At 65.7% G+C, this 23,810-nt stretch carries 26 protein-coding genes and 1 tRNA gene; 21 read left to right on the forward strand and 6 right to left on the reverse strand.

Annotated elements, in window-relative coordinates:
* Positions 1-76: 76 nt before the first annotated feature.
* From RSD66_RS08480 to ygiD, 3 genes are all read left to right on the forward strand, one after another.
* Positions 77-934: a D-alanyl-D-alanine carboxypeptidase family protein gene (locus tag RSD66_RS08480; protein WP_415287297.1), complete on the forward strand. Its 858-nt coding sequence runs from the start codon at positions 77-79 to the stop codon at positions 932-934.
* Positions 931-1,395, forward strand: coding sequence for a hypothetical protein (locus RSD66_RS08485; RefSeq protein WP_415287298.1), 465 nt, complete (start codon positions 931-933; stop codon positions 1,393-1,395). Before RSD66_RS08480 ends, RSD66_RS08485 begins: the two co-directional genes overlap by 4 nt.
* 121 nt (positions 1,396-1,516) lie before the next feature.
* Positions 1,517-2,272, forward strand: coding sequence for a 4,5-DOPA dioxygenase extradiol (ygiD, locus tag RSD66_RS08490; RefSeq protein WP_415287299.1), 756 nt, complete (start codon positions 1,517-1,519; stop codon positions 2,270-2,272).
* Between the two features lie 21 nt (positions 2,273-2,293).
* Here the strand turns inward: ygiD and RSD66_RS08495 are convergent, their stop codons facing one another.
* Both RSD66_RS08495 and RSD66_RS08500 read right to left on the reverse strand, forming a co-directional pair.
* Entirely contained in the window at positions 2,294-2,707 is a 414-nt protein-coding gene (locus RSD66_RS08495) for a DoxX family protein (protein WP_415287300.1), read from the reverse strand.
* 82 nt (positions 2,708-2,789) lie between these two features.
* Positions 2,790-4,346 (reverse strand): AMP-binding protein, encoded by a 1,557-nt coding sequence (locus RSD66_RS08500; protein WP_415289582.1) that lies wholly within the window; start codon positions 4,344-4,346, stop codon positions 2,790-2,792.
* Between the two features lie 217 nt (positions 4,347-4,563).
* Here RSD66_RS08500 and lipA point away from each other — a divergent pair, with 217 nt between their 5' ends.
* From lipA to gcvA, 16 genes are all read left to right on the forward strand, one after another.
* Positions 4,564-5,538 (forward strand): lipoyl synthase, encoded by a 975-nt coding sequence (lipA, locus tag RSD66_RS08505; RefSeq protein WP_024352843.1) that lies wholly within the window; start codon positions 4,564-4,566, stop codon positions 5,536-5,538.
* 4 nt (positions 5,539-5,542) lie between these two features.
* Positions 5,543-5,995 carry a type II toxin-antitoxin system RatA family toxin gene (locus RSD66_RS08510; RefSeq protein ID WP_003169367.1) on the forward strand — a complete coding sequence of 151 codons (453 nt, stop codon included), beginning with the start codon at positions 5,543-5,545 and terminating at the stop codon, positions 5,993-5,995.
* Between the two features lie 4 nt (positions 5,996-5,999).
* Entirely contained in the window at positions 6,000-7,121 is a 1,122-nt protein-coding gene (locus RSD66_RS08515) for an NAD(P)/FAD-dependent oxidoreductase (RefSeq protein ID WP_415287301.1), read from the forward strand.
* Positions 7,122-7,269: 148 nt separating this feature from the next.
* Complete coding sequence (gene rpmF / locus RSD66_RS08520) at positions 7,270-7,452, forward strand: 50S ribosomal protein L32 (protein ID WP_024352840.1); 183 nt, start codon at positions 7,270-7,272, stop codon at positions 7,450-7,452.
* 112 nt (positions 7,453-7,564) lie between these two features.
* Positions 7,565-8,170: a hypothetical protein gene (locus RSD66_RS08525; protein WP_415287303.1), complete on the forward strand. Its 606-nt coding sequence runs from the start codon at positions 7,565-7,567 to the stop codon at positions 8,168-8,170.
* An 82-nt stretch (positions 8,171-8,252) separates the two neighbouring features.
* Positions 8,253-9,530 (forward strand): phosphopyruvate hydratase, encoded by a 1,278-nt coding sequence (gene eno / locus RSD66_RS08530; RefSeq protein ID WP_003169372.1) that lies wholly within the window; start codon positions 8,253-8,255, stop codon positions 9,528-9,530.
* Between the two features lie 153 nt (positions 9,531-9,683).
* Positions 9,684-10,004 (forward strand): FtsB family cell division protein, encoded by a 321-nt coding sequence (locus RSD66_RS08535; protein WP_029673127.1) that lies wholly within the window; start codon positions 9,684-9,686, stop codon positions 10,002-10,004.
* Between the two features lie 113 nt (positions 10,005-10,117).
* The gene (gene pdhA / locus RSD66_RS08540; protein ID WP_024352836.1) at positions 10,118-11,146 is read left to right on the forward strand and encodes a pyruvate dehydrogenase (acetyl-transferring) E1 component subunit alpha; all 1,029 of its coding nucleotides are present in this window, start codon (positions 10,118-10,120) and stop codon (positions 11,144-11,146) included.
* Between the two features lie 3 nt (positions 11,147-11,149).
* On the forward strand, positions 11,150-12,505 hold the full coding sequence (locus RSD66_RS08545; protein ID WP_024352835.1) for a pyruvate dehydrogenase complex E1 component subunit beta: 1,356 nt from the start codon (positions 11,150-11,152) through the stop codon (positions 12,503-12,505).
* Complete coding sequence (locus RSD66_RS08550) at positions 12,502-12,819, forward strand: DUF5076 domain-containing protein (protein ID WP_024352834.1); 318 nt, start codon at positions 12,502-12,504, stop codon at positions 12,817-12,819. Before RSD66_RS08545 ends, RSD66_RS08550 begins: the two co-directional genes overlap by 4 nt.
* Positions 12,819-13,127, forward strand: a complete 309-nt coding sequence (locus RSD66_RS08555) for a DUF5076 domain-containing protein (protein WP_415287305.1) — start codon at positions 12,819-12,821, stop codon at positions 13,125-13,127. The genes RSD66_RS08550 and RSD66_RS08555 overlap by 1 nt, the downstream gene beginning before the upstream one ends.
* A complete protein-coding gene (locus tag RSD66_RS08560) occupies positions 13,124-14,401 on the forward strand; it encodes a pyruvate dehydrogenase complex dihydrolipoamide acetyltransferase (RefSeq protein ID WP_415287306.1) in 1,278 nt (425 codons plus the stop codon). The genes RSD66_RS08555 and RSD66_RS08560 overlap by 4 nt, the downstream gene beginning before the upstream one ends.
* 15 nt (positions 14,402-14,416) lie before the next feature.
* On the forward strand, positions 14,417-14,896 hold the full coding sequence (locus RSD66_RS08565; RefSeq protein ID WP_024352831.1) for a glutathione peroxidase: 480 nt from the start codon (positions 14,417-14,419) through the stop codon (positions 14,894-14,896).
* Between the two features lie 2 nt (positions 14,897-14,898).
* Positions 14,899-16,305, forward strand: a complete 1,407-nt coding sequence (lpdA, locus tag RSD66_RS08570) for a dihydrolipoyl dehydrogenase (protein WP_415287308.1) — start codon at positions 14,899-14,901, stop codon at positions 16,303-16,305.
* Positions 16,306-16,371: 66 nt separating this feature from the next.
* The gene (locus RSD66_RS08575) at positions 16,372-17,373 is read left to right on the forward strand and encodes a cysteine synthase A (RefSeq protein ID WP_415287310.1); all 1,002 of its coding nucleotides are present in this window, start codon (positions 16,372-16,374) and stop codon (positions 17,371-17,373) included.
* Positions 17,373-18,329, forward strand: a complete 957-nt coding sequence (gene gcvA / locus RSD66_RS08580; RefSeq protein WP_346522972.1) for a transcriptional regulator GcvA — start codon at positions 17,373-17,375, stop codon at positions 18,327-18,329. Before RSD66_RS08575 ends, gcvA begins: the two co-directional genes overlap by 1 nt.
* A 104-nt stretch (positions 18,330-18,433) precedes the next feature.
* Here the strand turns inward: gcvA and RSD66_RS08585 are convergent.
* The 3 genes from RSD66_RS08585 to RSD66_RS08595 form a co-directional block, all read right to left on the reverse strand.
* A tRNA-Val gene (locus tag RSD66_RS08585) sits at positions 18,434-18,508 on the reverse strand.
* 104 nt (positions 18,509-18,612) lie between these two features.
* Entirely contained in the window at positions 18,613-19,902 is a 1,290-nt protein-coding gene (locus RSD66_RS08590; protein WP_415287312.1) for a dicarboxylate/amino acid:cation symporter, read from the reverse strand.
* A 134-nt stretch (positions 19,903-20,036) separates the two neighbouring features.
* Positions 20,037-20,723: an HAD-IA family hydrolase gene (locus RSD66_RS08595; RefSeq protein WP_415287314.1), complete on the reverse strand. Its 687-nt coding sequence runs from the start codon at positions 20,721-20,723 to the stop codon at positions 20,037-20,039.
* A 75-nt stretch (positions 20,724-20,798) separates the two neighbouring features.
* On the opposite strand from RSD66_RS08595, the gene glmU reads away from it, so the two are divergent.
* On the forward strand, positions 20,799-22,169 hold the full coding sequence (gene glmU / locus RSD66_RS08600) for a bifunctional UDP-N-acetylglucosamine diphosphorylase/glucosamine-1-phosphate N-acetyltransferase GlmU (RefSeq protein ID WP_415287316.1): 1,371 nt from the start codon (positions 20,799-20,801) through the stop codon (positions 22,167-22,169).
* Positions 22,166-22,849 carry a ribose-5-phosphate isomerase RpiA gene (gene rpiA / locus RSD66_RS08605; protein ID WP_415287318.1) on the forward strand — a complete coding sequence of 228 codons (684 nt, stop codon included), beginning with the start codon at positions 22,166-22,168 and terminating at the stop codon, positions 22,847-22,849. The genes glmU and rpiA overlap by 4 nt, the downstream gene beginning before the upstream one ends.
* Here rpiA and RSD66_RS08610 read toward each other — a convergent pair.
* Positions 22,839-23,789, reverse strand: coding sequence for a hypothetical protein (locus tag RSD66_RS08610; RefSeq protein ID WP_119411976.1), 951 nt, complete (start codon positions 23,787-23,789; stop codon positions 22,839-22,841). The two genes, rpiA and RSD66_RS08610, sit on opposite strands and share 11 nt — an antisense overlap.
* Positions 23,790-23,810 lie beyond the last annotated feature (21 nt).

Genomic DNA, 23,810 nt, shown 5'->3' on the forward strand with positions numbered 1-23,810 from the left:
CCATGCAGGTTTTCGACGCAGGCGCGAAGACCGCGGAGGGCTTGCGGCGACTCTCAACCTGAGGCCTGCTGGGGTCATGTGGAAAGCGTCCGCCTTCGTTATCGCCGCCTTGGCCGCCGCCTTCGCCGGACAGGCTCACGCCGAGGCGCCGGAACCTGCCCCGACCGCCCAGATCTGCGACCGGCCGCCCGGCGCCTGGGACGATACGGCCGAGGCGAACGCCATCTCCTTATATGCGCTGGAATGGGTTCCGTTCGGGCTGTCGGAACTGGGCTGGGAAGCCTATGTGCCGCTGATCCAGCATGAGGTCGGCTCGCCCTGCGATCCGACATCGGCGGGGTTTGCTGAAGCCCTGGCGGCGTTCCAGGCGCGCTATGGGCTGACGGCCAGCGGACGGTTCGACCAGGCGACGTTTCAGGTGTTGCGCGGCCTGTGGCAGGAGCGGCGGCCCTTCGTCATGGCGCGGGTGAGGGGGGAATGCCCTGATCCGCCCCCCGTCGCCGACCTGGCCTATCTGACGACGGGCGAGGAACACGCTGAGCGTCTGACGCGCCTGCTGCGCCGCGACGTGCTGGAGGCCTATCGCGCGATGGCGGCGGCTGCCCGCGCCGAAGTTCCTGAGATCGCCGCTGAGCCGGAACTGTTGCGCGTTTTTTCTTCCTTCCGCGATCCGGAGGCCGACGCCGCCCGATGTGCACGTGACGGCAATTGCGACGGCCTGCGCCGCGCCGTCTGCTCGCCGCACCGTACCGGCACGGCGGTCGATCTGTATGTCGGCCACCTGCAGGGCATGGGCGTGGATTCCACCGATGTTCACAGCCGCCGCCACATGAGCCAGACCCCGACCTATCGCTGGCTGGTCAAGAATGCGGGGCGGTTCGGCTTCGTCCCCTATGTCTATGAGCCCTGGCATTGGGAGTGGGTCGGTAGATGATCCGCCCCTTGGCGCACGGCGAAGCGGCGCTGGCGCGCGAGGTGTTCGGGCGCGACCTGCGGCTGGACGATATCCGCTTTCTGGGCTCGCCCTGGCCATTTGATCGCGCCTTCGTGCCAGGGCGCTGGTTCGGACGTGACTGGATCGTCTGGCCCAGTGCGACGCTGGCGCCGGACCTGTCGCAGGCGCCGTTGAGAACGCAGGCGGTCTTCATCCATGAACTCGTTCACGTCTGGCAGGCGCAGAACGGCGTCAACCTGCTGACCAGCAAGCTGAAGGCGGGCGACGGGCCGGGCGCCTACGCCTATCCTGTCGATGACCGATGCGACTGGATCGGGCTGAATATCGAACAGCAGGCCATGGTGGTCGAGCACCGCTTCCTGCTGTCACGAGGCGCTCGGGTTCCCGCCGATCCAGCCTTTTATCAGCGTGTCTGTCCGATCGGACTGTCGGATTTTTGAGGCGAGAGTCTTGCGGACCTGCGTGAGAAGCCTAAATCAGTCACCAACACTGTTGCCAAATAGGCATCGTACTTCATTCTCATCGGAGCCGTGACGCCCAAGAAGCGGCACGGTTAAGGTCATGCGCCAGCCCGCACTCTTTTTTGGTCATGGTTCGCCCATGAACGCCCTTGGCGGTCCTTTTGTAGAGGCCTGGCGAACCTTGGGGCAGGACGTCGGCAAACCGAAAGGCGTTGTCATGGTTTCGGCTCACTGGGAGACGCAAGGTCTGGGCGTGACAGCGCAGGAGCAACCAGAAACTATCCATGATTTTGGAGGTTTTCCGGCTGAACTTCACGCCATGCAGTATCCGGCGCCGGGCTCTCCCGCCTTGGCGAGCCGCGTGGCGGAGCTGACCGGGGCCGCGCCCACGACCCAGTGGGGGCTCGACCACGGAACATGGTCTGTGCTGGCGCACGTCTGGCCCGACGCCGATGTGCCCGTGGTGCAACTGTCGCTGGATCGCACCATTGACGCCCGCGCCCATTATGAGCTGGCGAAGCGCCTGCGCCCCTTGCGGGACGAAGGCGTGATCGTCGCCGGTTCGGGCGACTTCGTGCACAATCTGCGGACGTGGAAGCGCGCGGGCGGTGAACCCTACGACTGGGCTGTCGATTTCAACGAGGCGGTGAAACGCGCCTTCATGGGGGGCGATCATGACGCCCTGATCGACTGGGTCCATCTGGCCGAGCAGGCGCAGCTCAGCGTCCCGACGGACGAGCACTATCTGCCGCTGCTTTATGTCGCCGCTCAGCAGGCGCCGGGCGAGCCCTTGAGCTTCTTCAATGATGTGATCGACGGCGGCTCGATCTCGATGACGGGCGTCCGGATCGGCTGACCGGACGCCGCGTCGCGGGTGTCAGCGGCGGCCGCCGCGCCGCAGGGCGTTGTCCAGAGACCACGGCCCCGGTCCGGCGAAGACCAGATACAGGAAGACGAAGCAGTAGAGGGCCGCCAGCTCCCCGCCGTTGTTGATGGGGTAGGGGTTTTGCGGCGCGTGAACCATCCAATAGGCCACGGCGGTGAAGCCGGACAGGATGAAGGCCGTCGGGCGGCTGAACAGGCCCAGCACCATCAGCACGCCGCCGACCAGTTCGATCGGTCCGGACCAGCCCGCCAGCGTCGACAGGTTAATGCCCTGGCCTCCTCCGCCCGGCGGGAAGCCGAGAATCTTCTGCGCGCCGTGCTGAAGCAGCAGCAGGCCGGAGACAATTCTGAGAAGGCTGAGGAAATGCGGTTCCCAGCCGGCCAGGGATGTCGAACGTCGAGCCATGAAGTCTCCTCGGTCGTGGCGTCCCGAGAGCGGGACCGAACCGTCGAGGTTATGACACTGGCCGAGAACGGCAAGCGCCTTGTCAGGCGCCCTTCAATTCATCCTCGACCCGCTTCTGGATCGTCACATAATCGGTTTTGCCGGTGCCCAGGACGGGAATGCTGTCGACCTTGATGATCCGTTTCGGCACGGCCAGTTCGGGCGCACCGTTTTCTCGGGCCCACTCCGTCAACTGAGCGGTCTCGGCTCCTGCAACGTCGGTGACCAGGACCAGGCGCTCGCCCTTCTTGCTGTCAGGGACGGCGACGACGGCGTGGTGGCCGGTCGGCCAGACGGCGCCCGCCATGCCTTCAACAGCCGTCAGGGACACCATCTCGCCGCCGATCTTGGCGAAGCGCTTCACCCGTCCAAGGATGGTGATGTAACCCTCGGCGTCGATGTCGACGATGTCGCCGGTGTCGTGCCAGCCGTCGGCCAGAGGCTCCAGATTGTCCGGATCGTTCGGCGAGATATAGCCTTCCATCACGTTCGGGCCGCGCAGGAACAGGCGGCCGCCGACCGCAATGCCCTCGACCGGCTCGATCCGGTATTCCATGCCCGGCAGGATCTGACCCACCGTGCCCGGCCGGTTGCGGTCGGGATGGTTCACGGCCACGACCGGCGCCGCTTCGGTGGCGCCGTAGCCTTCCAGCAGGGTCAGGCCGCCGAACTTGGCGTCGAAGGCGGCGCGGGTTTCTTCGCGGACCTTTTCGGCGCCCGCCACGGCGAACTTCAGGGTGGCGAAGTCGCCGGGCTCGGCCACGCGGGCGTACTGGTTCAGGAAGGTATCGGTGGCGAACAGGATCGACGCCTTCACCTGGGGCAGCAGGTCGGTGATCTGCTTGGCGTGCAGCGGCGAGGGATATTCAAACGCCTTCAACCCCTGCAGCAGCGGCAGGATGACCCCGCCCGTCAGGCCGAAGCAGTGGAAGGTCGGCAGCGGGTTGAACATCACCCAGTCGGGATCCAGGTCGATGTGGGCCGCCACCTGGCGCGCGTTGGCGACCAGGTTCTTCTGGCTCAGCACCACGCCCTTGGGCGCGCCGAAGCTGCCCGAGGTGAACAGGACCACGCCCGCCGAATCCGGGTCGGTCTTCACGCGAAAGCGCTTGGGCGCCATGCCCGCGCTGAGGCCGTACAGCTTGTCGGCCAGGCCGATGGTCTTGCGGATGTCGTCCAGCCAGACGATCTCGGAAACCTCGCTCAGGGCCTCCATCAGGTTGTCCAGCTTGGCCTGTGTCACGAAGCGCTTGGCCGACAGGATCTTCTTTACGCCCGCCGTCTTCAGGGCGGCCTTCAGATTGGCCTCGCCCGAGGTGAAGTTCAGCATGACCGGCACCCGGCCGAAGGCGTGCAGGGCGAAGAAGGTCACCACCACGCCCGCGCTGGACGGCAGCAGCACGCCGACGCGCTCGCCCGGCTGGGTCAGTCTGGCGATCTTGCGGCCCAGCACGAAGGCGGCGCGGATCAGGCCTGTATAGGTCAGGGGGTGGCGATCCTGGTCCTCCAGAATCTCCTTGTCGCCGTAGCGGGCGCGCGCATCGACCAGCGCGTCGAACAGGGTCTCTTCATAGACCTTGGGGTCCAGGGCTGCCCGCAGCAAGCACGTCCTCCTTCGGAGGGCTCTCAGACGGCCCTCTCGGTTACAAGAGGCCGGAACCTAGTGACGTAAGGTCGGCTTGAAAAGATGCGTAACGCTGCGTGAGGCTGTTCCGGCGTCGGACTGAAACGCAGTGTGCCTTGCGTTTGCACTACGGAAAGCCGACATAGCATCGGAAATCCGGCCGCCCTCGAAAACAGGATTCAGACCACCGACAATGGTCACGCTGATCGACACCTTGCAGAAGAAGCCATCCGAGCTTCGTCACCCGGAAAAGCAGAACCGGCCGGATTCGGTCGTGCTGAAAAAGCCGGACTGGCTGCGCGTAAAGGCGCCCGGCTCGGGCCAGTACAACGCGACCAAGGACATCGTTCGCTCCAAGGGGCTGGTGACGGTCTGTGAAGAGGCCGCCTGCCCGAACATCGGCGAGTGCTGGAGCCAGAAGCACGCCACCCTGATGATCATGGGCGACACCTGCACGCGGGCCTGCGCCTTTTGCAACGTCAAGACCGGCCTGCCGCAGCCGCTGGACCCGGAAGAGCCGGCCAAGGTCGGTCTGGCCGTGGCCCAGATGGGCCTGAACCACGTCGTCATCACCTCCGTGGACCGCGATGACGTGTCGGACGGCGGCGCCGCCCACTTCGCCGAGGTGGTGCGCCAGATCCGCCTGCAGGCGCCGAACACCACGGTCGAAATCCTGACGCCTGACTTCCTGCGCAAGGACGGCGCGGCCGAGGTGATGATCGACGCCACGCCCGACGTCTTCAACCACAACCTTGAGACGGTTCCGCGCCTGTATCTGAAGATACGGCCGGGCGCCCGCTACTTCCACTCCCTGCGCCTGCTGCAGATGGTCAAGGAGCGCGACCCCAACCAGTTCACCAAGTCCGGCATCATGGTCGGTCTGGGCGAGACCAAGGAAGAGGTCATGCAGGTGATGGACGACATGCGGTCCGCCGGCGTCGACTTCATCACCATCGGCCAGTACCTGCAGCCGACGCGCAAGCACGCCCCGATCGACCGCTTCGTCACGCCCGAAGAGTTCAAGGCCTATGAGGCGATCGCGCGGGCCAAGGGCTTCCTGATGGTGTCGTCCTCGCCGCTGACGCGCTCGTCGCACCACGCGGGCGACGACTTCGCCCGATTGAAGGCGGCGCGCGAGGCTCAGCTGTCGTCCCGGAACGGCCGCTGATCCTTTGGCCGTCCATCGCGTAACGCGCATTCTGCCCTATGCGCCGGAACAACTCGCCGCCCTGGTGGCGGACGTGCGCGCCTATCCCGACTTCGTGCCGTGGATCACCTCCATGCGCGTCTGGAACGTGCGCGACGAGGCGCCGGGCGTGCATCTGCTGGACGCAGAGGCCGGGGTCGGCTTCGCCTTCCTGACCGAGAAGTTCTCGACCTGGGTGCGCCATGACGTCCATGCGCCCAAGGTCGAGGTCGGCCTGATCCGCGGCCCGTTCAAACACCTGAAGAACCGCTGGGAGTTCCATCCGCACCCGCAGGGGACGCGACTGGAATTCTTTATCGACTTCGCCTTCAAGTCGCGCATGCTGGACATGATGCTTCAGGCGAACTTCGACCGGGCGGTCGACAAGCTGATCCAGTGTTTCGAGGGCCGCGCCAAGGCCCTCTACGGCAAGAGGTAGGACGATGGGCGCGCCTTTCGACTTCGATGCGACGGTCGTGGGCGCGGGGGCTGTGGGGCTGGCCTGCGGGCGGGCGCTGTCGCGGCGCGGCCTGACGGTGCTGGTGCTGGAGAAGGAGCCGCACATCGGCCAGGGCGTCTCCTCGCGCAATTCCGAGGTGATCCACGGCGGGCTCTATTATCCAACCGGCTCGCTGAAGGCGAAGTTCTGCGTCGAAGGGCGGCGCGCCCTCTATGACTTCCTGGAGAGCCGCAAGGTCAATCACTGGAAGTGCGGCAAGCTGGTCGTGGCGACCGAGGAAGCCGAGGTCGAACGCATCGAGGCCATCTTCCAGCAAGCCGTGATCAATGGCGTCGAAAACTTGGAGCACCTGACCGGCGCCCAGGCGCGGGCGCTGGAGCCCGAACTGAACGCCCACGCCGCCATCCTGTCGCCCGAGAGCGGCGTGTTCGACAGCCACGGCTACATGCTGGCGCTACAAGGCGAGATCGAGGACGCTGGCGGCGCGGTCGTCATCTCGGCGCCGTTCGAAGGGGCCGAAAGCCTGCCGGGCGGCGGCTTCTCGATCCGTGTGGGCGGGGAGGGGGCGATGACCGTGACCAGCCGTCTTCTGGTCACCGCGCCCGGCCTGTCGGCTCAGGAAGTCGCCGTGCGGATCGAGGGCTATCCGGCAGCGGATATTCCTGCGCGTCATCTGGGCAAGGGAATCTACTTCCGCCTGACGGGAGCGGCGCCGTTCAACCGTCTGATCTATCCGCCGCCGATTCCCGGCGCGCTGGGCACTCACTACCGCAAGGATCTGGGCGGGCAGGGCGTGTTCGGTCCCGATCTGGCCTACGTCGAGATCGAGGACTATTCCGTCGATCCGGCCAAGGCGGAAGAGTTCGCCCGCTACATCCGCCGCTTCTGGCCGGGCGTGACGGTCGAGCGGCTGACGCCCGACTACGCCGGCATCCGGCCCAAGCTGCACGGACCGGACGAGCCGCAACCGGACTTCCAGCTTCACGGCGCGGCGAATCACGGGCTGGAAGGGCTGATGGCGCTTTTCGGCATCGAAAGCCCCGGCTTGACCAGTTCGCTGGCCATCGGCGAGGCCGTGGCGCAAAGCCTGACGGCAAGGGTTTGACGGTCGGTAGGCCTGACGGCGTCGAGGCCCTTGAAATCGGTTGCGTCTTCATGCATAAGCCCGCCCTCGCGTGGCGGCTCTTATCGGGGGGCCGCCGCTGTTGTTTTCGCGTCTTCACCGGCGCACCGACTTAGAGATTGAGACGGACATGGCCGTTCCGAAGCGCAAAACCTCCCCCTCGCGTCGCAACATGCGTCGCGCTCATGACGCCCTGGGCGCCAACACCTATGTCGAAGACAAGGACACCGGCGAACTGCGTCGTCCGCACCACATCGACCTGAAGACCGGCATGTACAAAGGCCGTCAGGTCCTGACCCAGCAGGAAGACTAAGTCTTTCGGGTCTGACCGGCTTCGGCCGGACGAAAGTTTTGACGGCGCGCGATGACATCGCGCGCCGTTTTCGTGCGTTATGGACGGCGTGTGCAAGACAGGAGCGCCTTTCATGATCCGCAACGCCGTTCTCATTTCCGTCGCCCTGTTGGCCCTGACCGCCTGCAACGCTCCGGAAACCGCCAAAACACCTGAAGCCGAGCCTCCTGTTTCTACACCTGCGGCTCCGACAGCCGCAGCGGATGTTCTGACGCCTCAGGGCTATGGGCCGCTGCGAATTGGAATGTCTCAGGCCGAGGTGGACGCCGCTGTCGGCCCGCCTCCCGCCAACGTCGCGGACGCAGAACCTTCTGAGTGTCGCCAGTATCAGCCGCCGCGCGGCCCTAAGGGTGTGCTTGTGATGCTTGAGAAGGGCGTGCTCACACGGCTGACCGCCATCAGAGGGTCGGACGTGATGACCGAGGACGGCGTCGGCGTGGGCTTTGACGGCGAGCAGTTGAAGGCTCGCTACGGCTCCGTCGCTGAGGTGACGCCTCACAAATATCAGGATGCGCCGGCTGCCTACGTCACGATCTGGTCAGGCAAGACTTCCCCGTCGAGCGGCTATGCCACGGACCCCGCCGCGCGCGGCTTCAACTTCGAGATCGGTCAGGACGGCAAGGTCGCCTTCATCCACGCGGGCGGCCCCAGCATCCAGTATGTCGAGGGATGTTCCTGATCGCGGAGCGGCGGTTGGAGATTCCGCACGGTCGGGCTAAACGCCTCGAACAACTCCCACCATTCACTACAGAGTGTCTTTCATGACCGACATCGTCGACATCGTCGCCCGCCAGATTCTCGACAGCCGGGGCAATCCGACGGTTGAAGTGGACGTGATGCTGGAAGACGGCAGCTTCGGCCGCGCGGCGGTGCCATCGGGCGCTTCGACCGGCGCGCACGAAGCCGTTGAGCTGCGCGACGGCGACATGGACGTCTGGGGCGGCAAGGGCGTCGAGAAGGCGGTCGACGCCGTCAACGGCGAAATCTTCGACGCCCTGTCCGGCATGGACGCCGAGGACCAGCGCCGCATCGACGAGGCCCTGATCGAGCTGGACGGCACCGAGAACAAGTCCCGTCTGGGCGCCAACGCCATGCTGGGCGTCTCGCTGGCCGTGGCCAAGGCCAGCGCCATCTCGGCCGGTCTGCCGCTGCACCGCTACATCGGCGGCGTCTCGGCCCGCATCCTGCCGACGCCGATGATGAACATCATCAACGGCGGCGCCCACGCCGACAACCCGATCGACATCCAGGAGTTCATGATCATGCCGACGGGCGCCGAGAGCTTCTCGGAAGGCCTGCGCATGGGCGCCGAAATCTTCCACGCGCTGAAGAAGGCGCTGAAGGATGCCGGTCACAACACCAATGTCGGCGACGAGGGCGGCTTCGCCCCGAACCTGGCGTCGGCCGACGAAGCCCTGACCTTCATCACCAAGGCGGGTCAGGCGGCCGGCTATCTGGCGGGTGAGGACTTCCACCTGGCGCTCGACGTCGCCTCGACCGAGTTCTTCAAGAACGGCAAGTATGAGTTGACCGGCGAGGGCAAGTCCTTCGACGCTGAGGGCATGGTCAACTACCTGGCCGACCTGGTCGAGCGCTTCCCGATCGTCTCGATCGAGGACGGCTGCGCCGAAGACGACTTCGACGGCTGGAAGCTGCTGACGGACCGTCTGGGCGACCGGGTGCAACTGGTCGGCGACGACCTGTTCGTGACCAATCCGCGCCGTCTGGCCGCTGGCATTGGCGAAGGCCTGGCCAACTCCATCCTGATCAAGGTCAACCAGATCGGCACCCTGTCCGAAACGCTGGACGCCGTCGATATGGCCCACCGCGCGGGCTACACCGCCGTCATGTCGCACCGTTCGGGCGAGACCGAGGATTCGACCATCGCCGACCTGGCCGTGGCCACCAACTGCGGTCAGATCAAGACCGGCTCGCTGGCCCGCTCGGACCGGACGGCCAAGTACAACCAGCTGCTGCGCATCGAAGAGATGCTGGGCGACCAGGCCGCCTATTTCGGCGACGGCATGCTGCTGAAATAAGCTTCATCACGAAGATGTGCCGGGCGCCGCTTCCGAACCTCGGGGGCGGCGTTCGCAATTACGGCCAAGCTACGGTTCGTTAGGCATTTTCGGTCACTGATGGGCCACCGTGTTTGTGCGCGCTCAGAAGGAGCGTCCGTTGTGCCCGAGCAGATGAAGCCATACCTGCCGACCGTACTGTTGCTGCTGCTGATCGCCTATCTGGGCGTTCAGGCCCTGACGGGTGAGCGCGGCCTGCTAAGCGGCTCAGAACGCGATGCTTTATTGTCCAAGCGCCAGTCTCAGCTCACGCGTCTTAATGAGCAGCGTCAGGATCTGGAAGTGCGGGTCCGCTATCTGCGCACCGAGAGCCTTTCCAGGGATCTGCTGGAAGAGCGGGCGAGGGCGGTGATCGGCTTCGCCGACCCGCGCGACTACGTTGTTCGGCTGAACGGTCCCGCAGGACGCGCTCCTGAGGCGACCCGCGCCTCCTGAACTATTGTTACAGCGTAGCCGGTCGCTTTGCGTTTCGGGAACGAAGGCTGCTAAAGCCCCTTTCCGTAACGATAAGAGTCCCTGATACAGGGGTGTAAGCCGGGAGATGCCGGATGGCGAAAGCCGCCGCTCAGAAAAACTCGCCCAGCGCGGGCGACAAGATTCCGAACACGCCTCAGGCTTCCAAGGAAGACCTGCTGCGTTTCTATCGCGAGATGGTCCTGATCCGACGCTTTGAAGAGCGCGCGGGCCAACTCTACGGCATGGGCCTGATCGGGGGCTTCTGCCACCTGTACATCGGTCAGGAAGCCGTGGCCGTCGGCGTTCAGGAGAGCGTCAAGCAGGGCTACGACAAGATCATCACCGGCTATCGCGACCATGGCCACATGCTGGCTGCGGGCATGGATCCCAATGAGGTCATGGCCGAACTGACCGGCCGCATCGGCGGCTCGGCGCGCGGCAAGGGCGGGTCGATGCACATGTTCGACGTGCCGACCGGCTTCTACGGCGGCCACGGCATCGTCGGCGCCCAGGTGGCGCTGGGCACCGGCCTGGCCTTCGCGGGCAAGTATCGCGGCGACGACTCGGTCAGCTTCGTCTACTTCGGCGACGGCGCGGCCAACCAGGGTCAGGTCTACGAGAGCTTCAATATGGCCCAGCTGTGGAAGCTGCCGGCGATCTACATCATCGAGAACAACCAGTACGCCATGGGCACGAGCATCGAACGCTCGTCCTCGACGACGGAACTGTATCAGCGCGGCGCCAGCTTCGGCATTCCGGGCGAACAGGTCGACGGCATGGACGTGCTGGCTGTTCGCGACGCCGCCGCCCGCGCCGTGGCCCGCGCCCGCGCCGGAGAAGGCCCCTACATCCTTGAGGTGAAGACCTACCGCTATCGCGGCCACTCCATGTCCGATCCGGCCAAATACCGGACCAAGGAAGAGGTGGACGAGGTCAAGAAGACCCGCGACCCGATCGACCATATCAAGATGCTTCTGGCCGCCGCCAAGGCGACTGAGGACGAACTGAAGGCGATCGACAACGAAGTGAAGGCCATCGTGGCCGAAGCTGTGCAGTTCGCTCAAGAGAGCCCTGAGCCGGATCCGTCCGAGCTCTACACCGACGTCTACGTGGAGGCCTGATACGTGACGGACATTCTGATGCCGGCGCTGTCCCCCACGATGGAAGAGGGCACGCTGACGAAGTGGCACATCAAGGCTGGCGACGTCGTGTCAGCCGGTCAGGTGATCGCCGAGATCGAAACCGACAAGGCGACGATGGAAGTCGAAGCCGTCGATGAGGGCGAAGTCCTCGAAATCCTGGTGGCCGAGGGCTCCGAAGGCGTGAAGGTCAATACGCCGATCGCGCGTCTGGCCGGCGAAGACGGCGCTGCCGCGCCCGCACCCAAGGCCGAGGCTGCTGCGGCCGCCGCCCCCGAGGTCAAGGCTGAAGGCGCGCCTGCCGACGCCCCCGTGAAACCGAAGGTCGAACTGCGCGATCCTGAAATTCCGGCTGACGCCAAGCTGGTGAAGACGACCATCCGCGACGCCCTGCGCGACGCCATGGCCGAAGAAATGCGCCGCGACGAGAACGTCTTCCTGATGGGCGAGGAAGTCGCCCAGTATCAGGGAGCCTATAAGGTCAGCCGCGATCTGCTGCAGGAGTTCGGCGACCGCCGCGTGGTCGACACCCCGATCACCGAGCACGGCTTCGCCGGCCTGGGCGTCGGCGCGGCCTTCTCGGGCCTGAAGCCGATCGTGGAGTTCATGACGTGGAACTTCGCCATGCAGGCGATCGACCACATCATCAACTCGGCGGCCAAGACCCTGTACATGTCTGGCGGCCAGATGGGCTGTCCGATCGTGTTCCGCGGCCCCAACGGCGCCGCCGCCCGCGTGGCCGCCCAGCACAGCCAGGACTATTCGGCCTGGTACGCCCAGATCCCGGGCCTGAAGGTCGTGGCGCCCTATGACGCCGCCGACGCCAAGGGCCTGCTGAAGGCTGCGATCCGCGACCCGAACCCGATCGTCTTCCTCGAACACGAGATGATGTACGGCCTGGAGTTCGACGTTCCGGACGTCGAGGACTACGTCGTGCCGATCGGCAAGGCCAAGGTCCGCCGCGAAGGCACGGACGTCACCATCACGGCGCACAGCCGCATGGTCGGCTTCGCCCTGCAGGCGGCTGAAAAGCTGGCCGAGGAAGGCGTGTCGGTCGAGGTCGTGGACCTGCGCACCCTGCGTCCGCTGGATCACGAGACCATCGTTGAGAGCGTCAAGAAGACCAATCGTCTGGTCTCGGCCGAAGAGGGCTGGGGCCCGATGGGCGTCGGCGCCGAAGTGGTCGCCCGCGTGATCGAGCACGCCTTCGATTATCTGGACGCCCCGCCGCTGCGCGTGCACCAGGAAGACGTGCCGCTGCCCTACGCCGCCAACCTCGAAGCCTTGTCTCTGCCGGGCGTCGACAAGATCGTCGCCGCCGTAAAGAAGGTGATGGCGTGAGCGAGAACCCTGAATTTCAATTGACCATGCCGGAGAGCGTCGCCGCCGATCCGGAGGCTATCGAAATCCTGCGGATGTGGTGGTCGAAGAACGAGCCGGTCATGTCGGTGAAGCCGGCCTTCAACGACCCGATCAAATTCGGGGAACTGCTGGCCTATGCCGCGCGACATATGGCGCATGGTTATGCCGTGAGGCACGGTCATAACGAACGCGAAGCCTATAATCGCATCCTGCAAGGCCTGTCGGACGTAGTGAAGGCCGATAATGTGCGCACTGTCGCCGAGCCAATCCTGCAGCCGAAGGGGAGCGCCTGATGGACGCCGCCGCCCTGGAACAACGCGCTCTGCCGATCCCTGAAGGTCTGAACGCGCCCGAAGATCTGGTCATTGAATTGGCTCGCGTTTGGTGGAACGGCACGGGCCCCATCATGAACATTCGGCCCGCGCTGGCGGAGCCCGGCAACATCGGCGTCGTCTTGGCCGAACTGGCGTGGCACTACTCCCACGCCTATGCGGAGCATCATGGCTTTGATCAGCCGACGGCGTTCAAGGCCATCTCCGACAGCTGGGACAGGGCGCATGCCCAAGCCGCCTCCACCGTCAAGACGGAGACCGCTCAATGACCGATATCCTGATGCCCGCCCTGTCTCCGACGATGGAAGAGGGCGTGCTGGCCAAGTGGCATGTCAAGGTCGGCGACACCGTCTCTGCCGGCGATGTGATCGCTGAAATCGAGACCGACAAGGCGACGATGGAAGTCGAAGCCGTCGATGAAGGTGAAGTGCTCGAAATCCTGGTGCCGGAAGGCTCGGAGGGCGTGAAGGTCAATACGCCGATCGCCCGCCTGTCCGGCGACGCCGTGGCGCCCGCGCCCAAGAAGGCTGACGCTCCGGCCGAGGCCCCCAAGGCTGAAGCGCCGAAGACGGAAGCTCCCAAGGCTGAGGCTCCCAAGGCTGAAGCTGCTGCGGCCGCGCCGAAGTCCGACGACGGCGGACGCATCTTCGCCTCGCCGCTGGCGCGCCGTCTGGCCGCCCAGGCCGGTCTGGACCTGAAGGCCGTCAAGGGCACCGGCCCGCACGGCCGTATCGTCAAGCGCGACGTGGAAGCCGCGGGCAAGGGCGGCGCTCAACCGGCCGCCGCCGCTACGGCCGCGGCTTCGGCTGAGCCGCGCAAGGCTCTGTCGCTCGCTCAGATGGGCATCGCGGACGGAACCTACGACCTGATTCCGCTGGACGGCATGAAGAAGGCCGTCGCCCGCCGCATGGTGGACAGCGTTCAGAACGTGCCGCACTTCCCGCTGTTCATCGACGTCGAGATCGACCAGCTGATGGCCGTCCGCGCCAAGGTCAACAAGATGCTGGAGCCGCAGGGGATCAAGGTCTCCGTCAACGACTTCGTCATCAAGGCCGCTGCGCTTGCCCTGAAGATGGTGCCGGAGGCCAACGCCTCCTACACGCCCGAAGGCGTCGCCATGCACCACAACGCCGACGTTTCGATGGCGGTGGCGATCGACGGCGGCCTGATCACGCCGATCATCCGCAAGGCCGAAACCAAGGGCCTGGCCCAGATCGCGACCGAGTCCAAGGATCTGGCCAAGCGGGCGCGTGAGCGCAAGCTGAAGCCGGAAGAGTTCCAGGGCGGCACCTTCTCGGTGTCCAACCTGGGCATGTTCGGCATCAAGCAGTTCACCTCGATCATCAATGAGCCCCAGGGCTGCATCATGAGCGTGGGCGCCGGCGAACAACGCCCGGTCGTCAAGGACGGCCAACTGGCCGTGGCTACGGTCATGACCGTCACCCTGACCTGCGATCACCGCGTGGTCGACGGCGCGACGGGCGCTCGCTTCCTGCAGGCGTTCAAGCCGCTGATCGAAGATCCCGTGGCGATGTTGGCTTAAGGGGGCCGAGAGGTCATGGCATCCGTCTATGACTTCTCCGCCCGGGCCATCGATGGCGCGGACGTGTCGCTGGATCGCTTTCGCGGTCAGGCGCTGCTGATCGTCAATACGGCGTCGAAATGCGGCTTCACCGGCCAATACGCCGGGCTGGAGAAGCTGCATCGCGATCTGATTGACGCGCCGTTCGAAGTCCTGGGCTTTCCCTGCAATCAGTTCGGCCAGCAGGAGCCCGGCCGGGCGGCGGAAATCGCCGCCTTCTGCGCCAGCAGTTTCGACGTGACCTTCCCCTTGTTCGACAAGGTCGAGGTCAACGGGCCGGAACGCCACCCCCTGTACGCCTGGCTGACGGAGCAGAAGAGGGGCTTCCTCGGCTCGCGCGCCATCAAGTGGAACTTCACCAAGTTCCTGACCGACCGCGAAGGCCGCGTTGTCGCGCGTTATTCGCCCCAGACTGAACCTGAGGCCATCAAGGCCGACATTGAAAAGTTGATCTGATCATGGCTGCTGAATTTGATCTCGTCGTCATCGGCTCGGGCCCCGGCGGTTACGTCGCGGCCATCCGCGCCAGCCAACTGGGCCAGAAGGTCGCCATCGTCGAGCGCGAAAACCTGGGCGGCATCTGCCTGAACTGGGGCTGCATTCCCACCAAGGCCCTGCTGAAGTCGGGCGAGAAGTTCGAAAGCCTGTCGCATTTGAAGGACTATGGCCTGTCCGCCTCGGGCGCGTCGTTCGACTTCGACGCCATCATCCAGCGTTCGCGTGGCGTGGCCAAGCAACTGAATCAGGGCGTCGGCTTCCTGATGAAGAAGAACAAGATCGAGGTCATCGAGGGCGAAGCCAAGCTCGAGAAAGGCGCCGCCGCCCCCAAGGTCGTCGTGGCCCTGAAGGCCGGCGGCACGCGCGCCATCGAGGCCAAGACCGTCATGCTGGCCGTCGGCGCCCGCGCCCGCGCCCTGCCGCAGATCGGGCTTGAGGCCGACGGCGACAGGATCTGGGCCTATCGCGACGCCCTGGCGCCGAAGAAATTGCCCAAGACCTTCGTGGTCATCGGCTCAGGCGCCATCGGCATCGAGTTCGCCAGCTTCTACCGCGCTCTGGGCGCCGAGGTGACGGTCGTCGAAGCCGTCGACCGCATCATGCCGGTAGAGGACGAGGAGGTCTCCAAAGCCGCTCAGAAGGGCTTCGAAAAACGGGGCATCAAGTTCAAGCTCGGCGCCAAGGTGACGAAGGTCTCCAAGGATTCCAAGGGTGTGAAGGTCGATCTTGAAGTCAACGGCAAGGTCGAAAGCCTGGAAGCCGAGGTCTGCATCTCGGCCGTCGGCATCACCGCCAACACCGACGGCATCGGTCTGGAGGCGCTGGGCGTCGAACTGGACCGCGGCCACATCAAGACCGACAGCCACTGCCAGACCAATGTGAAGGGCCTGTACGCCATCGGCGACTGCGCCGGCGCGCCCTGGCTGGCGCACAAGGCCAGCCACGAAGGCATCCATGCCGCCGAACACATCGCCGGTTACAAGACGCCGAACGTCAACTCGCCCATCGCCGGCTGCACCTACGCCCAGCCGCAGGTCGCCTCGGTCGGGGTGACTGAGCAGGGCGCAAAGGCCGAGAAGCGCGAGGTCAAGATCGGCCGCTTCCCGTTCAAGGTGAACGGCAAGGCCATCGCGGCGGGCGAAACCGAAGGCTTCGTCAAGGTCATCTTCGACGCCAAGACCGGCGCCCTGATCGGCGCCCACATGATCGGCGCCGACGTCACCGAGATGATCCAGGGCTACGTCACCGCCATCACCATGGAAGCGACCGAGGAAGACATCCACGGCATCGTCTATCCGCACCCGACCATGTCAGAGGCCATGCACGAGGCCGCGCTCGACGCCTATGGACGCGTCATCCATATCTAAGGCCGGTTGTTAGAAAATCTGAACTGTGGCTAAGAGGGGCGTTCCTCCCCACGGTTCGGATTTTCCATGATTGTCGCGCCTGACGTCCTCGGCCTGATCGGCAACACGCCTCTGGTGCGCCTCAAGCGCGCCTCGGAGGCGACGGGCTGTGAAATTCTGGGCAAGGCCGAGTTTTTGAACGTCGGCGGCTCGATCAAGGATCGCGCCGCGCTCAGCATCATCCGGGCCGCGCGGGCGTCCGGCGCTCTCAGGCCCGGCGGGACAATTGTCGAAGGCACGGCCGGCAACACGGGCGTGGGCCTGGCGCTTGTGGGCGCGGCCCTGGGCCACCCCGTCGTCATCGTCATGCCGCGCACCCAGACCGAGGAAAAGAAGCGCGCCGTTCGCCTTCATGGCGCGGGCCTGATCGAGGTCGATCCGGCGCCCTTCGCCAGCCCCAATCATTTCGTCCACTTTTCGCGGCGTCTTGCAGAAGAACTGAACGAAAGCGAACCGAACGGCGCCTTCTATGCGGACCAGTTCGACAATCAGGCCAACCGCCTGGCCCACTATGAGGCCACCGGTCCGGAAATCTGGAAACAGACCGACGGTCGCGTCGACGCCTTCATCTGCGCCGTCGGTTCGGGCGGAACCCTTGCGGGCACGGCCGCCTATCTGCGCGAACGCAGGCCTGACGTGCGGATCGGACTGGCCGACGTGCCGGGCGCCTCGCTCTATAGCTGGTTCACCGATGGCGTGTTGAAAGGCGAGGGGACCTCCATCGCCGAGGGCATCGGCGTCAACCGCATCACGGGCAATCTACAAGGGCTGTCGGTGGATCACGCCTATCGTATCGAGGATGCTGAGTTCCTCCCGATTCTGTTCGACCTGGTGACAGAAGAAGGCCTGTCGCTTGGCCCATCCAGCGGCGTCAACATCGCCGGCGCCATCCGACTGGCCCGCGATCTTGGCCCAGGCCACACCATCGTGACGGTGCTGTGCGACTCTGGCCAGCGCTACGGCAGCAAGATCTATGACCCGGCCTTCCTGGCCGCTCGAAACCTGCCTAAGCCCCAGTGGATGAGCTGATGACGCGCCGCAAGACCCCGTCGGCCCCGGAAAGCCGCATCCCGCCGCTGAACGCGCTGAAGGCGTTCGAGGCGGCCGCCAGACGCCTCAACATCACGCGCGCGGCCGAGGAACTGTCCGTCACGCCCGGCGCCATCAGTCAGCAGATCCGCATCCTCGAGGAACACGCCGGAGCGCCTCTGTTTCACCGCGAGGGCCGTCAGATCGCGCTGACCGAGCTGGGCGCCGAGCTCTATCCTCTGCTGCGCGACGGCTTCGACTATCTGAAACGGGCAGGGGACCTGCTCTACCGGCCGGAACGTCGTCACGCCCTGTCGATCTCCGTCCCGCCGTCTTTCGCAGCCAAATGGCTGGCGCCCCGTATCGCGCGTTTCTCGGCCGCCCATCCCGAGATCGAGGTCTGGATGTCGGCCGACATGCGCCTCGCTGACGTCAGCGGCGGCCGGGTGGATGTCGCCGTGCGCTATGGCCGGGGCGACTATGCCGGCGTGCGATCCGAATATCTGTTGAACGCCGACGTCACGCCCGTCTGCGCGCCGGGCCTGATGGCGGGTCCAAAGCCGCTGCGGAAAGCGGCCGATCTGGCGCAGCATGTGTTGATCCACCTGAGGCCCAGCGAACTGGAAGAGCCGCGCCCGGACTGGAGCGCCTGGCTGAAAGCGCGCGGCTTGACCGACATCGACGATCAGGCCGGTCCGCGTTTCGATCAGACAGCCTTGGCGATCGAAGCGGCGGCTCACGGCCAGGGCGTCGCCTTGGCGCCTTATGCCTTCGTCGCTGACGACCTGGCGGCTGGCCGACTGGTCGCGCCGTTCGCCGACGGGGCCTTGACGACCGACTTCGCCTACCACCTCCTGATCAAACGCAGCGGCGCCACCACGGCCGCCCGCACCTTCGTCGCCTGGCTGAAGGAAGAAGTGCGTGCGGCGGCCGAGGCCGGGGTGGACGATCTGTAGCTGTCGCTACAAGCGCCAAAACCTCGTCGAGCGCGCCTACCGCCACGGTTCAACTGAACCAAGGCGCACTTGCCGCGCGATAGTTGATTTCATTAGGTGAAAAATGGTGGACGCGACAGGGATTGAACCTGTGACCCCCTCGGTGTGAACGAGGTGCTCTCCCGCTGAGCTACGCGTCCGCCTGGAACGGGGCGGTCAGTGACTGCGCCGTCGGGAGGCGGGGACATAGCCCGCGATTCCGACGACGGCAAGCCTCAAATCATCAAATAGCTGCGTCGCTTGTTCAGATTCCCGCCGCTCGCACGCCGTCGGGCGTTTCATCTTCCGGATCGCCGGGCAGCCAGGCCACGTGGCCGTTGTAGATGTCCTGATTGAGGATGCCTTCTTCCTTTGCAACCAAGACCGGCACGACCATCTGGCCGGTCACATTGGTGGCCGTGCGCATCATGTCGATGATGCGGTCGATGGCGATGATGTAGCCGACGCCTTCCAGCGGCAGCCCCGCCGTGGACAGCGTCAGGGTCAGCATGACGATGCTGGTGCCGGGCACGCCAGCCGTACCCAGCGACCCCAACACCGCCGTCAGGCCGATCAGGATGTATTGCGTCAGCGTCAGGTCGATCTGGAAATACTGGGCGATGAAGATGGAGGCGATGGCCGGATAGATGGCGCCGCACCCGTCCATCTTCACATTGGCGCCCAGAGGCACGGCGAAGGAGGCATAGGCCTGCGGCACGCCCAGCCGCTCGACCGTCTGGCGCAGGGTTACGGGCAGGGTGCCCAGCGACGACGAAGTGGCGAAGGCCGTCTGCATGGCCGCGCCTGCGCCGCGGAAGAAGCTGACGACCTTCAGTCCATGCAGCTTCAGCAGGCCCGAATAGACGACGAAGATGTGGAACAGACAGGCCGCATAGATGGCGAAGATGAACTTGCCCAGCGGCAGCAGCGCCTCCCAGCCATAGCCGCCTACGACCGAACCGATCAGGCCGAACACCCCGAACGGCGTCAACTGGATCACCCAGCGAGTGATGCGGAAGATCAGGGCCGCACTCTCATCCACCAGTCTGCGCGCGTTCTGCGCCCGGTCGCCCAGCGCCACCAGAGCCGCGCCAAGCAGCGCCGAGAAGAAGATGATCTGCAGCACCTTGCCCTCGGCCAGCGAGGCGAAGGGATTGGTCGGCACGACGCCCAGCAGAACCTGCAACGGCGAGGGGATCTCGCGCGCCTTCACCTCGCCCAGCGGCAGGTCGGACAGGCCGACGCCCGGATTGATGATGTGGCCGAACGCAAAGCCGACCAGCACGGCCAGCAGGGAGGTGACGGCGAACCACACGATGGTCCGCACGCCCAGCCGCACGGCGCCGACCCCCTCGCCCAGCTTGGCGATCGAACTGGCGATGGTGAACAACACCAGCGGCGCCACCACCATGCGGATCAGGTTCAGATAGACGTCGCCGATGGGCTGAAGCCAGACCACGGCCTGCTCGCGCAGGATCAGGCCGGCGATAATGCCCAGGGCGAAACCGGCGGCGGTGCGCTGCCACAGGGGAATGGCGAAGAAGCGACGAAGCATGACGACCCTTGGGGAGGAACAGGTCGACCTATGTGTTTCGCAGACGCGAAGACGGCAACAGCCTCAGGGGCGGATAGGGGGTAGAAGTTCTAAAGGCAGCAGGAGTTTTCCTTCTCCCGCAAGAGGAGATGGGTTCAGCCCATCACCCCCGCGAGCGCCTCATCGAACCCGTCGTAGTGGTCGATCATCACGGCGCCGCCCAACTCCGCATGCGGCACGTCGTTGTAGCCGAAGCTGACGGTGATGCAGGGCACGCCCGCGTCCCTGGCCGCCTTGGTGTCCGTCGTGCTGTCGCCGACCATGACGCAGCGCGCCGGATCGCCGCCCGCCTTGCGCACCGATTCGATGATGTGGGCGCCGCTGGGCTTGCGAGCCGACACCACGTCCGGGCCAGCGATGAAGGCGAAATGGCGCGTCAGCCCCAGCGCCTCGATCAGCGCGACCGACAGGTCGGTGCGCTTGTTGGTCGCCACGCACAGGATCGCTCCGCGCGCGCTCAACCGGTCCAGCGCCGCGACGCAGCCGTCGAACGGGCGGCTCTCATCGGCGATGTGAGCGAGGTAGACCTCGATGAAGCGCTCGAACAGGCCGGGTGCGTGGGCTTCGTCCCAGGCGGCGCCCGCCTCCATGAAGCCGTGGCGCAGCATGGCCATAGCGCCGTGCCCGACCAGATGCCGGGTCGAGGACATGGGCACGGGCGGCAGTTCATACTCCGCCAGCATCCGGTTCAGCGTGCCGATCAGATCCGGCGCCGAATCCACCAGGGTCCCGTCCAGATCGAAGGCGATGGTCCAGCCTTCCAGGTCGCGCTCAATGCTCACTCATCTGTCTCCCGGCTCGCGAAGACCCCGGCAATGGGCTAGATCGCAGACAACGACAAGCCGCCGGATCGATTCATGACCAGCCAACCTCATCCGCGAGCCGCCATCATCCTCGCAGCCGGTCAGGGCACGCGCATGAAGTCGCCCCTGCCCAAGGTGCTGCACCCGGTCGGCGCGCGGGCCATGCTGGATCACGCCATCGACGCGGCCGAGGCCTTGGGCTGCGAGCGCATCGTCGTCGTCGTCGGCTCTCACTCTCCGGAAGTCCGCGCCCACGTCGAGAAACGCCTCGGCGCCGACAGCATCGCCGTTCAGGATCCGCCGCTGGGCACCGGCCACGCGGTGCGCGCCGCCGAGGCCGTGCTGGGCGATTTCGTCGGCCACGTGGTCGTCACCTATGGCGATGTCCCCCTCCTGAAGGCCGCCGACATCGAGCCTGTCTTCGCAGACGCCGCTGATGGCGTGCATGAAGGCGTGACCGTCATCGGCTTCGAGGCCCGCGACCCCGGCGCATACGGCCGTCTGATCCTTCAGGGCGACAGCCTGCTGGCCATCACCGAGGCCAAGGAAGCCTCCGCCGAGGTTCTAGCCGTCACCGCCTGCAACTCGGGCGTCATGGCGGCGCCGGTCGGCCTGCTGTTTGACCTGCTGGCCGAGGTCACGAACGACAACGCCAAGGGCGAATACTACCTGACCGACGTGGTCGAGCTGGCCCGCAGGCGCGGCGCCCCGACCCGCGCCGTCTTCGCCGCCGAAGACTCCGTCATGGGCGTCAACGCACAAGGCGAACTGGCTCAGGCCGAGGCCCTGTTCCAAAAGACCCAGCGCGAGCATTTCCTGGCGCAGGGCGTGACCATGAGCGCCCCCGACACGGTCCACTTCGCATGGGACACAGACATCGGCGCAGGCACGACCATCGAACCCTTCGTCGTCTTCGGTCCCGGTGCCAGGGTGGACGAGGGCGCGCGCATCCGCAGCTTCAGCCACATCGAAGGCGCCAGGATCGCCACCGGCGCCGAGGTCGGTCCCTACGCCCGTCTGCGCCCCGGCGCGGACCTGGGGCAGGGCGTCAAGGTCGGCAACTTCGTCGAGGTCAAGAACGTCCGCATGGACGCGGGCGCCAAGGCCAATCATCTGGCCTATCTCGGCGACGGCGAGGTGGGGGCGAAAGCCAACATCGGCGCGGGGACCATCTTCTGCAACTACGACGGCTTCTTCAAACACCGCACCACAGTGGGCGAGGGGGCCTTCGTCGGCTCGAACTCTTCGCTGGTCGCTCCCGTGACCATCGGGGCGGGCGCCATGGTCGGCTCCGGCTCGGTCGTGACGAAGGATGTCGCGCCCGGCGACCTGGCCCTCGGCCGCGCCGAACAGACAACGAAGCCGGGCTGGGCGGCCCGCTTCATGGAAACCATGCGCGCGAAGAAGGCGGCGAAGACCAAATGAGCGACCTGCAGAAGAAGAACGCCGGCGAAGCCGCCGCCCAATACGTCGAGGCCGGCATGGTCGTCGGCCTGGGCACCGGCTCGACGGCCGCCTGGTTCGTGAAAGCCCTGGCGGCGCGCAACCTGCCGGACCTGCGCTGCGTCCCGACGTCCGAGCGCACCGCCGATCTGGCGCGCGAACTGGGCCTGACCCTGTCGACGCTGGAAGACACGCCGAAGATCGACCTGACGGTCGACGGCGCCGACGAGATCGGCCCCGGCCTGGCCCTCATCAAGGGCGGCGGCGCGGCCCTGCTGCGCGAGAAACTGGTGTGGGAGGCGTCCGCCCGCTGCATCTGCATCGCCGACGCGGCCAAGGTGGTTCCGGCGCTGGGAACCTTCCCCTTGCCGATCGAGGTCGTCGCCTTCGGCCACAAGACGACCGCCAACCGCATCGCCGACGTCTTGGCCGACCACGACATCGGCTCTCCCGCTCGCGTGCGCGAGGCCGAACGCGGCCTGATCCGCACCGACGGCGGCAACCTGATCTACGACGCCGCCTGCAAGCTGATCGCCGACCCGGCCCGCCTCGCCGCCGACCTGAAAAGCCTGACCGGCGTGGTCGAACACGGCCTGTTCCTCGACCTCACCGACCTGGCCGTCATCGGCACGGACGAGGGCGTGGAAACGCTCAATCCGTAGACGGCGCGGCCTCTTCGGCAAGGCGGGCGTGCGCGCGGCGGATCGAGGACTGGATCTCTGACTTGCCCGCCCGCACGTTCTGTCGGGTCCGCTGAGCACCGTACAGCCCGTCAAGATAGGCCTTGTCCCACTCGGTCAGATAGGGTGCGCTGTTCGGATCGTTGAAGACGTTCAGGATTGAGGCATAGGCGCTGGTGTCCGCTGTCGGGTCGATCTGCGCCAGCGACACCATGGCGATGTAATCCGCCAGTTGCACCGAGTTCACTGCGCCGATCTTGCTCACATCCACGACGATGATGGCGCGGAAGATGTTGTCGACGATCTGGGTCGTCAGCCGCGAAGCCGAAGACACGTTGATCACCGGAGCGGCGTCCATCGGGCTGGAGCAATCATTCATGCAATCTCCGGGTATCCGGACCGCGCGCTGGCCCGTTTCGGAATCGACCGGCATGCTGACCTGCCACCAGCGGACGGGGCGGCTGGTCTCCTGAAAATCTCTGAGGGCAGCAGCGCCGCGGTCCATGCCGGAGCCGCCCATGCGCAGGGCTCGACGGCGGCGTTCCACCAGCTCCTGTGCGAAGGCGTCGCCGTCAGCGGTCGCAATGATCAGCAGATTGGGCGTGCAGCCGGGGTCGCCTGCATTCAATCCAAGGTCTTCCGCCACAGTCGAAACGCGGTCCACCAGATATTGCGCGGCTTCACGGCGCAGATTGACGGCGCCCACGCAGACGCTGCGGTCCCATCGGGCGATGCCGCGCCCGCGATTGGGCGCTGCGACTTCGCTGACGAAGCTCTGGATCAGGTCGTCAAGGCGTCGGCCCGAGACCTGGATATCTTCCAGCCTAACCGCCTGATCCTCATGGGCGGGCGTGGCCGACTGGGCTGACTGAGCGGGCGGCGCGCTGGCGCTGAGCGCAAGAGCGAGAAGGGCTGCGATCATCACCTGGCCTCACGACATATT

Origin of the sequence: Brevundimonas sp. S1H14, from assembly GCF_047716865.1 — a bacterium.
GTDB classification, from domain to species: domain Bacteria; phylum Pseudomonadota; class Alphaproteobacteria; order Caulobacterales; family Caulobacteraceae; genus Brevundimonas; species Brevundimonas naejangsanensis.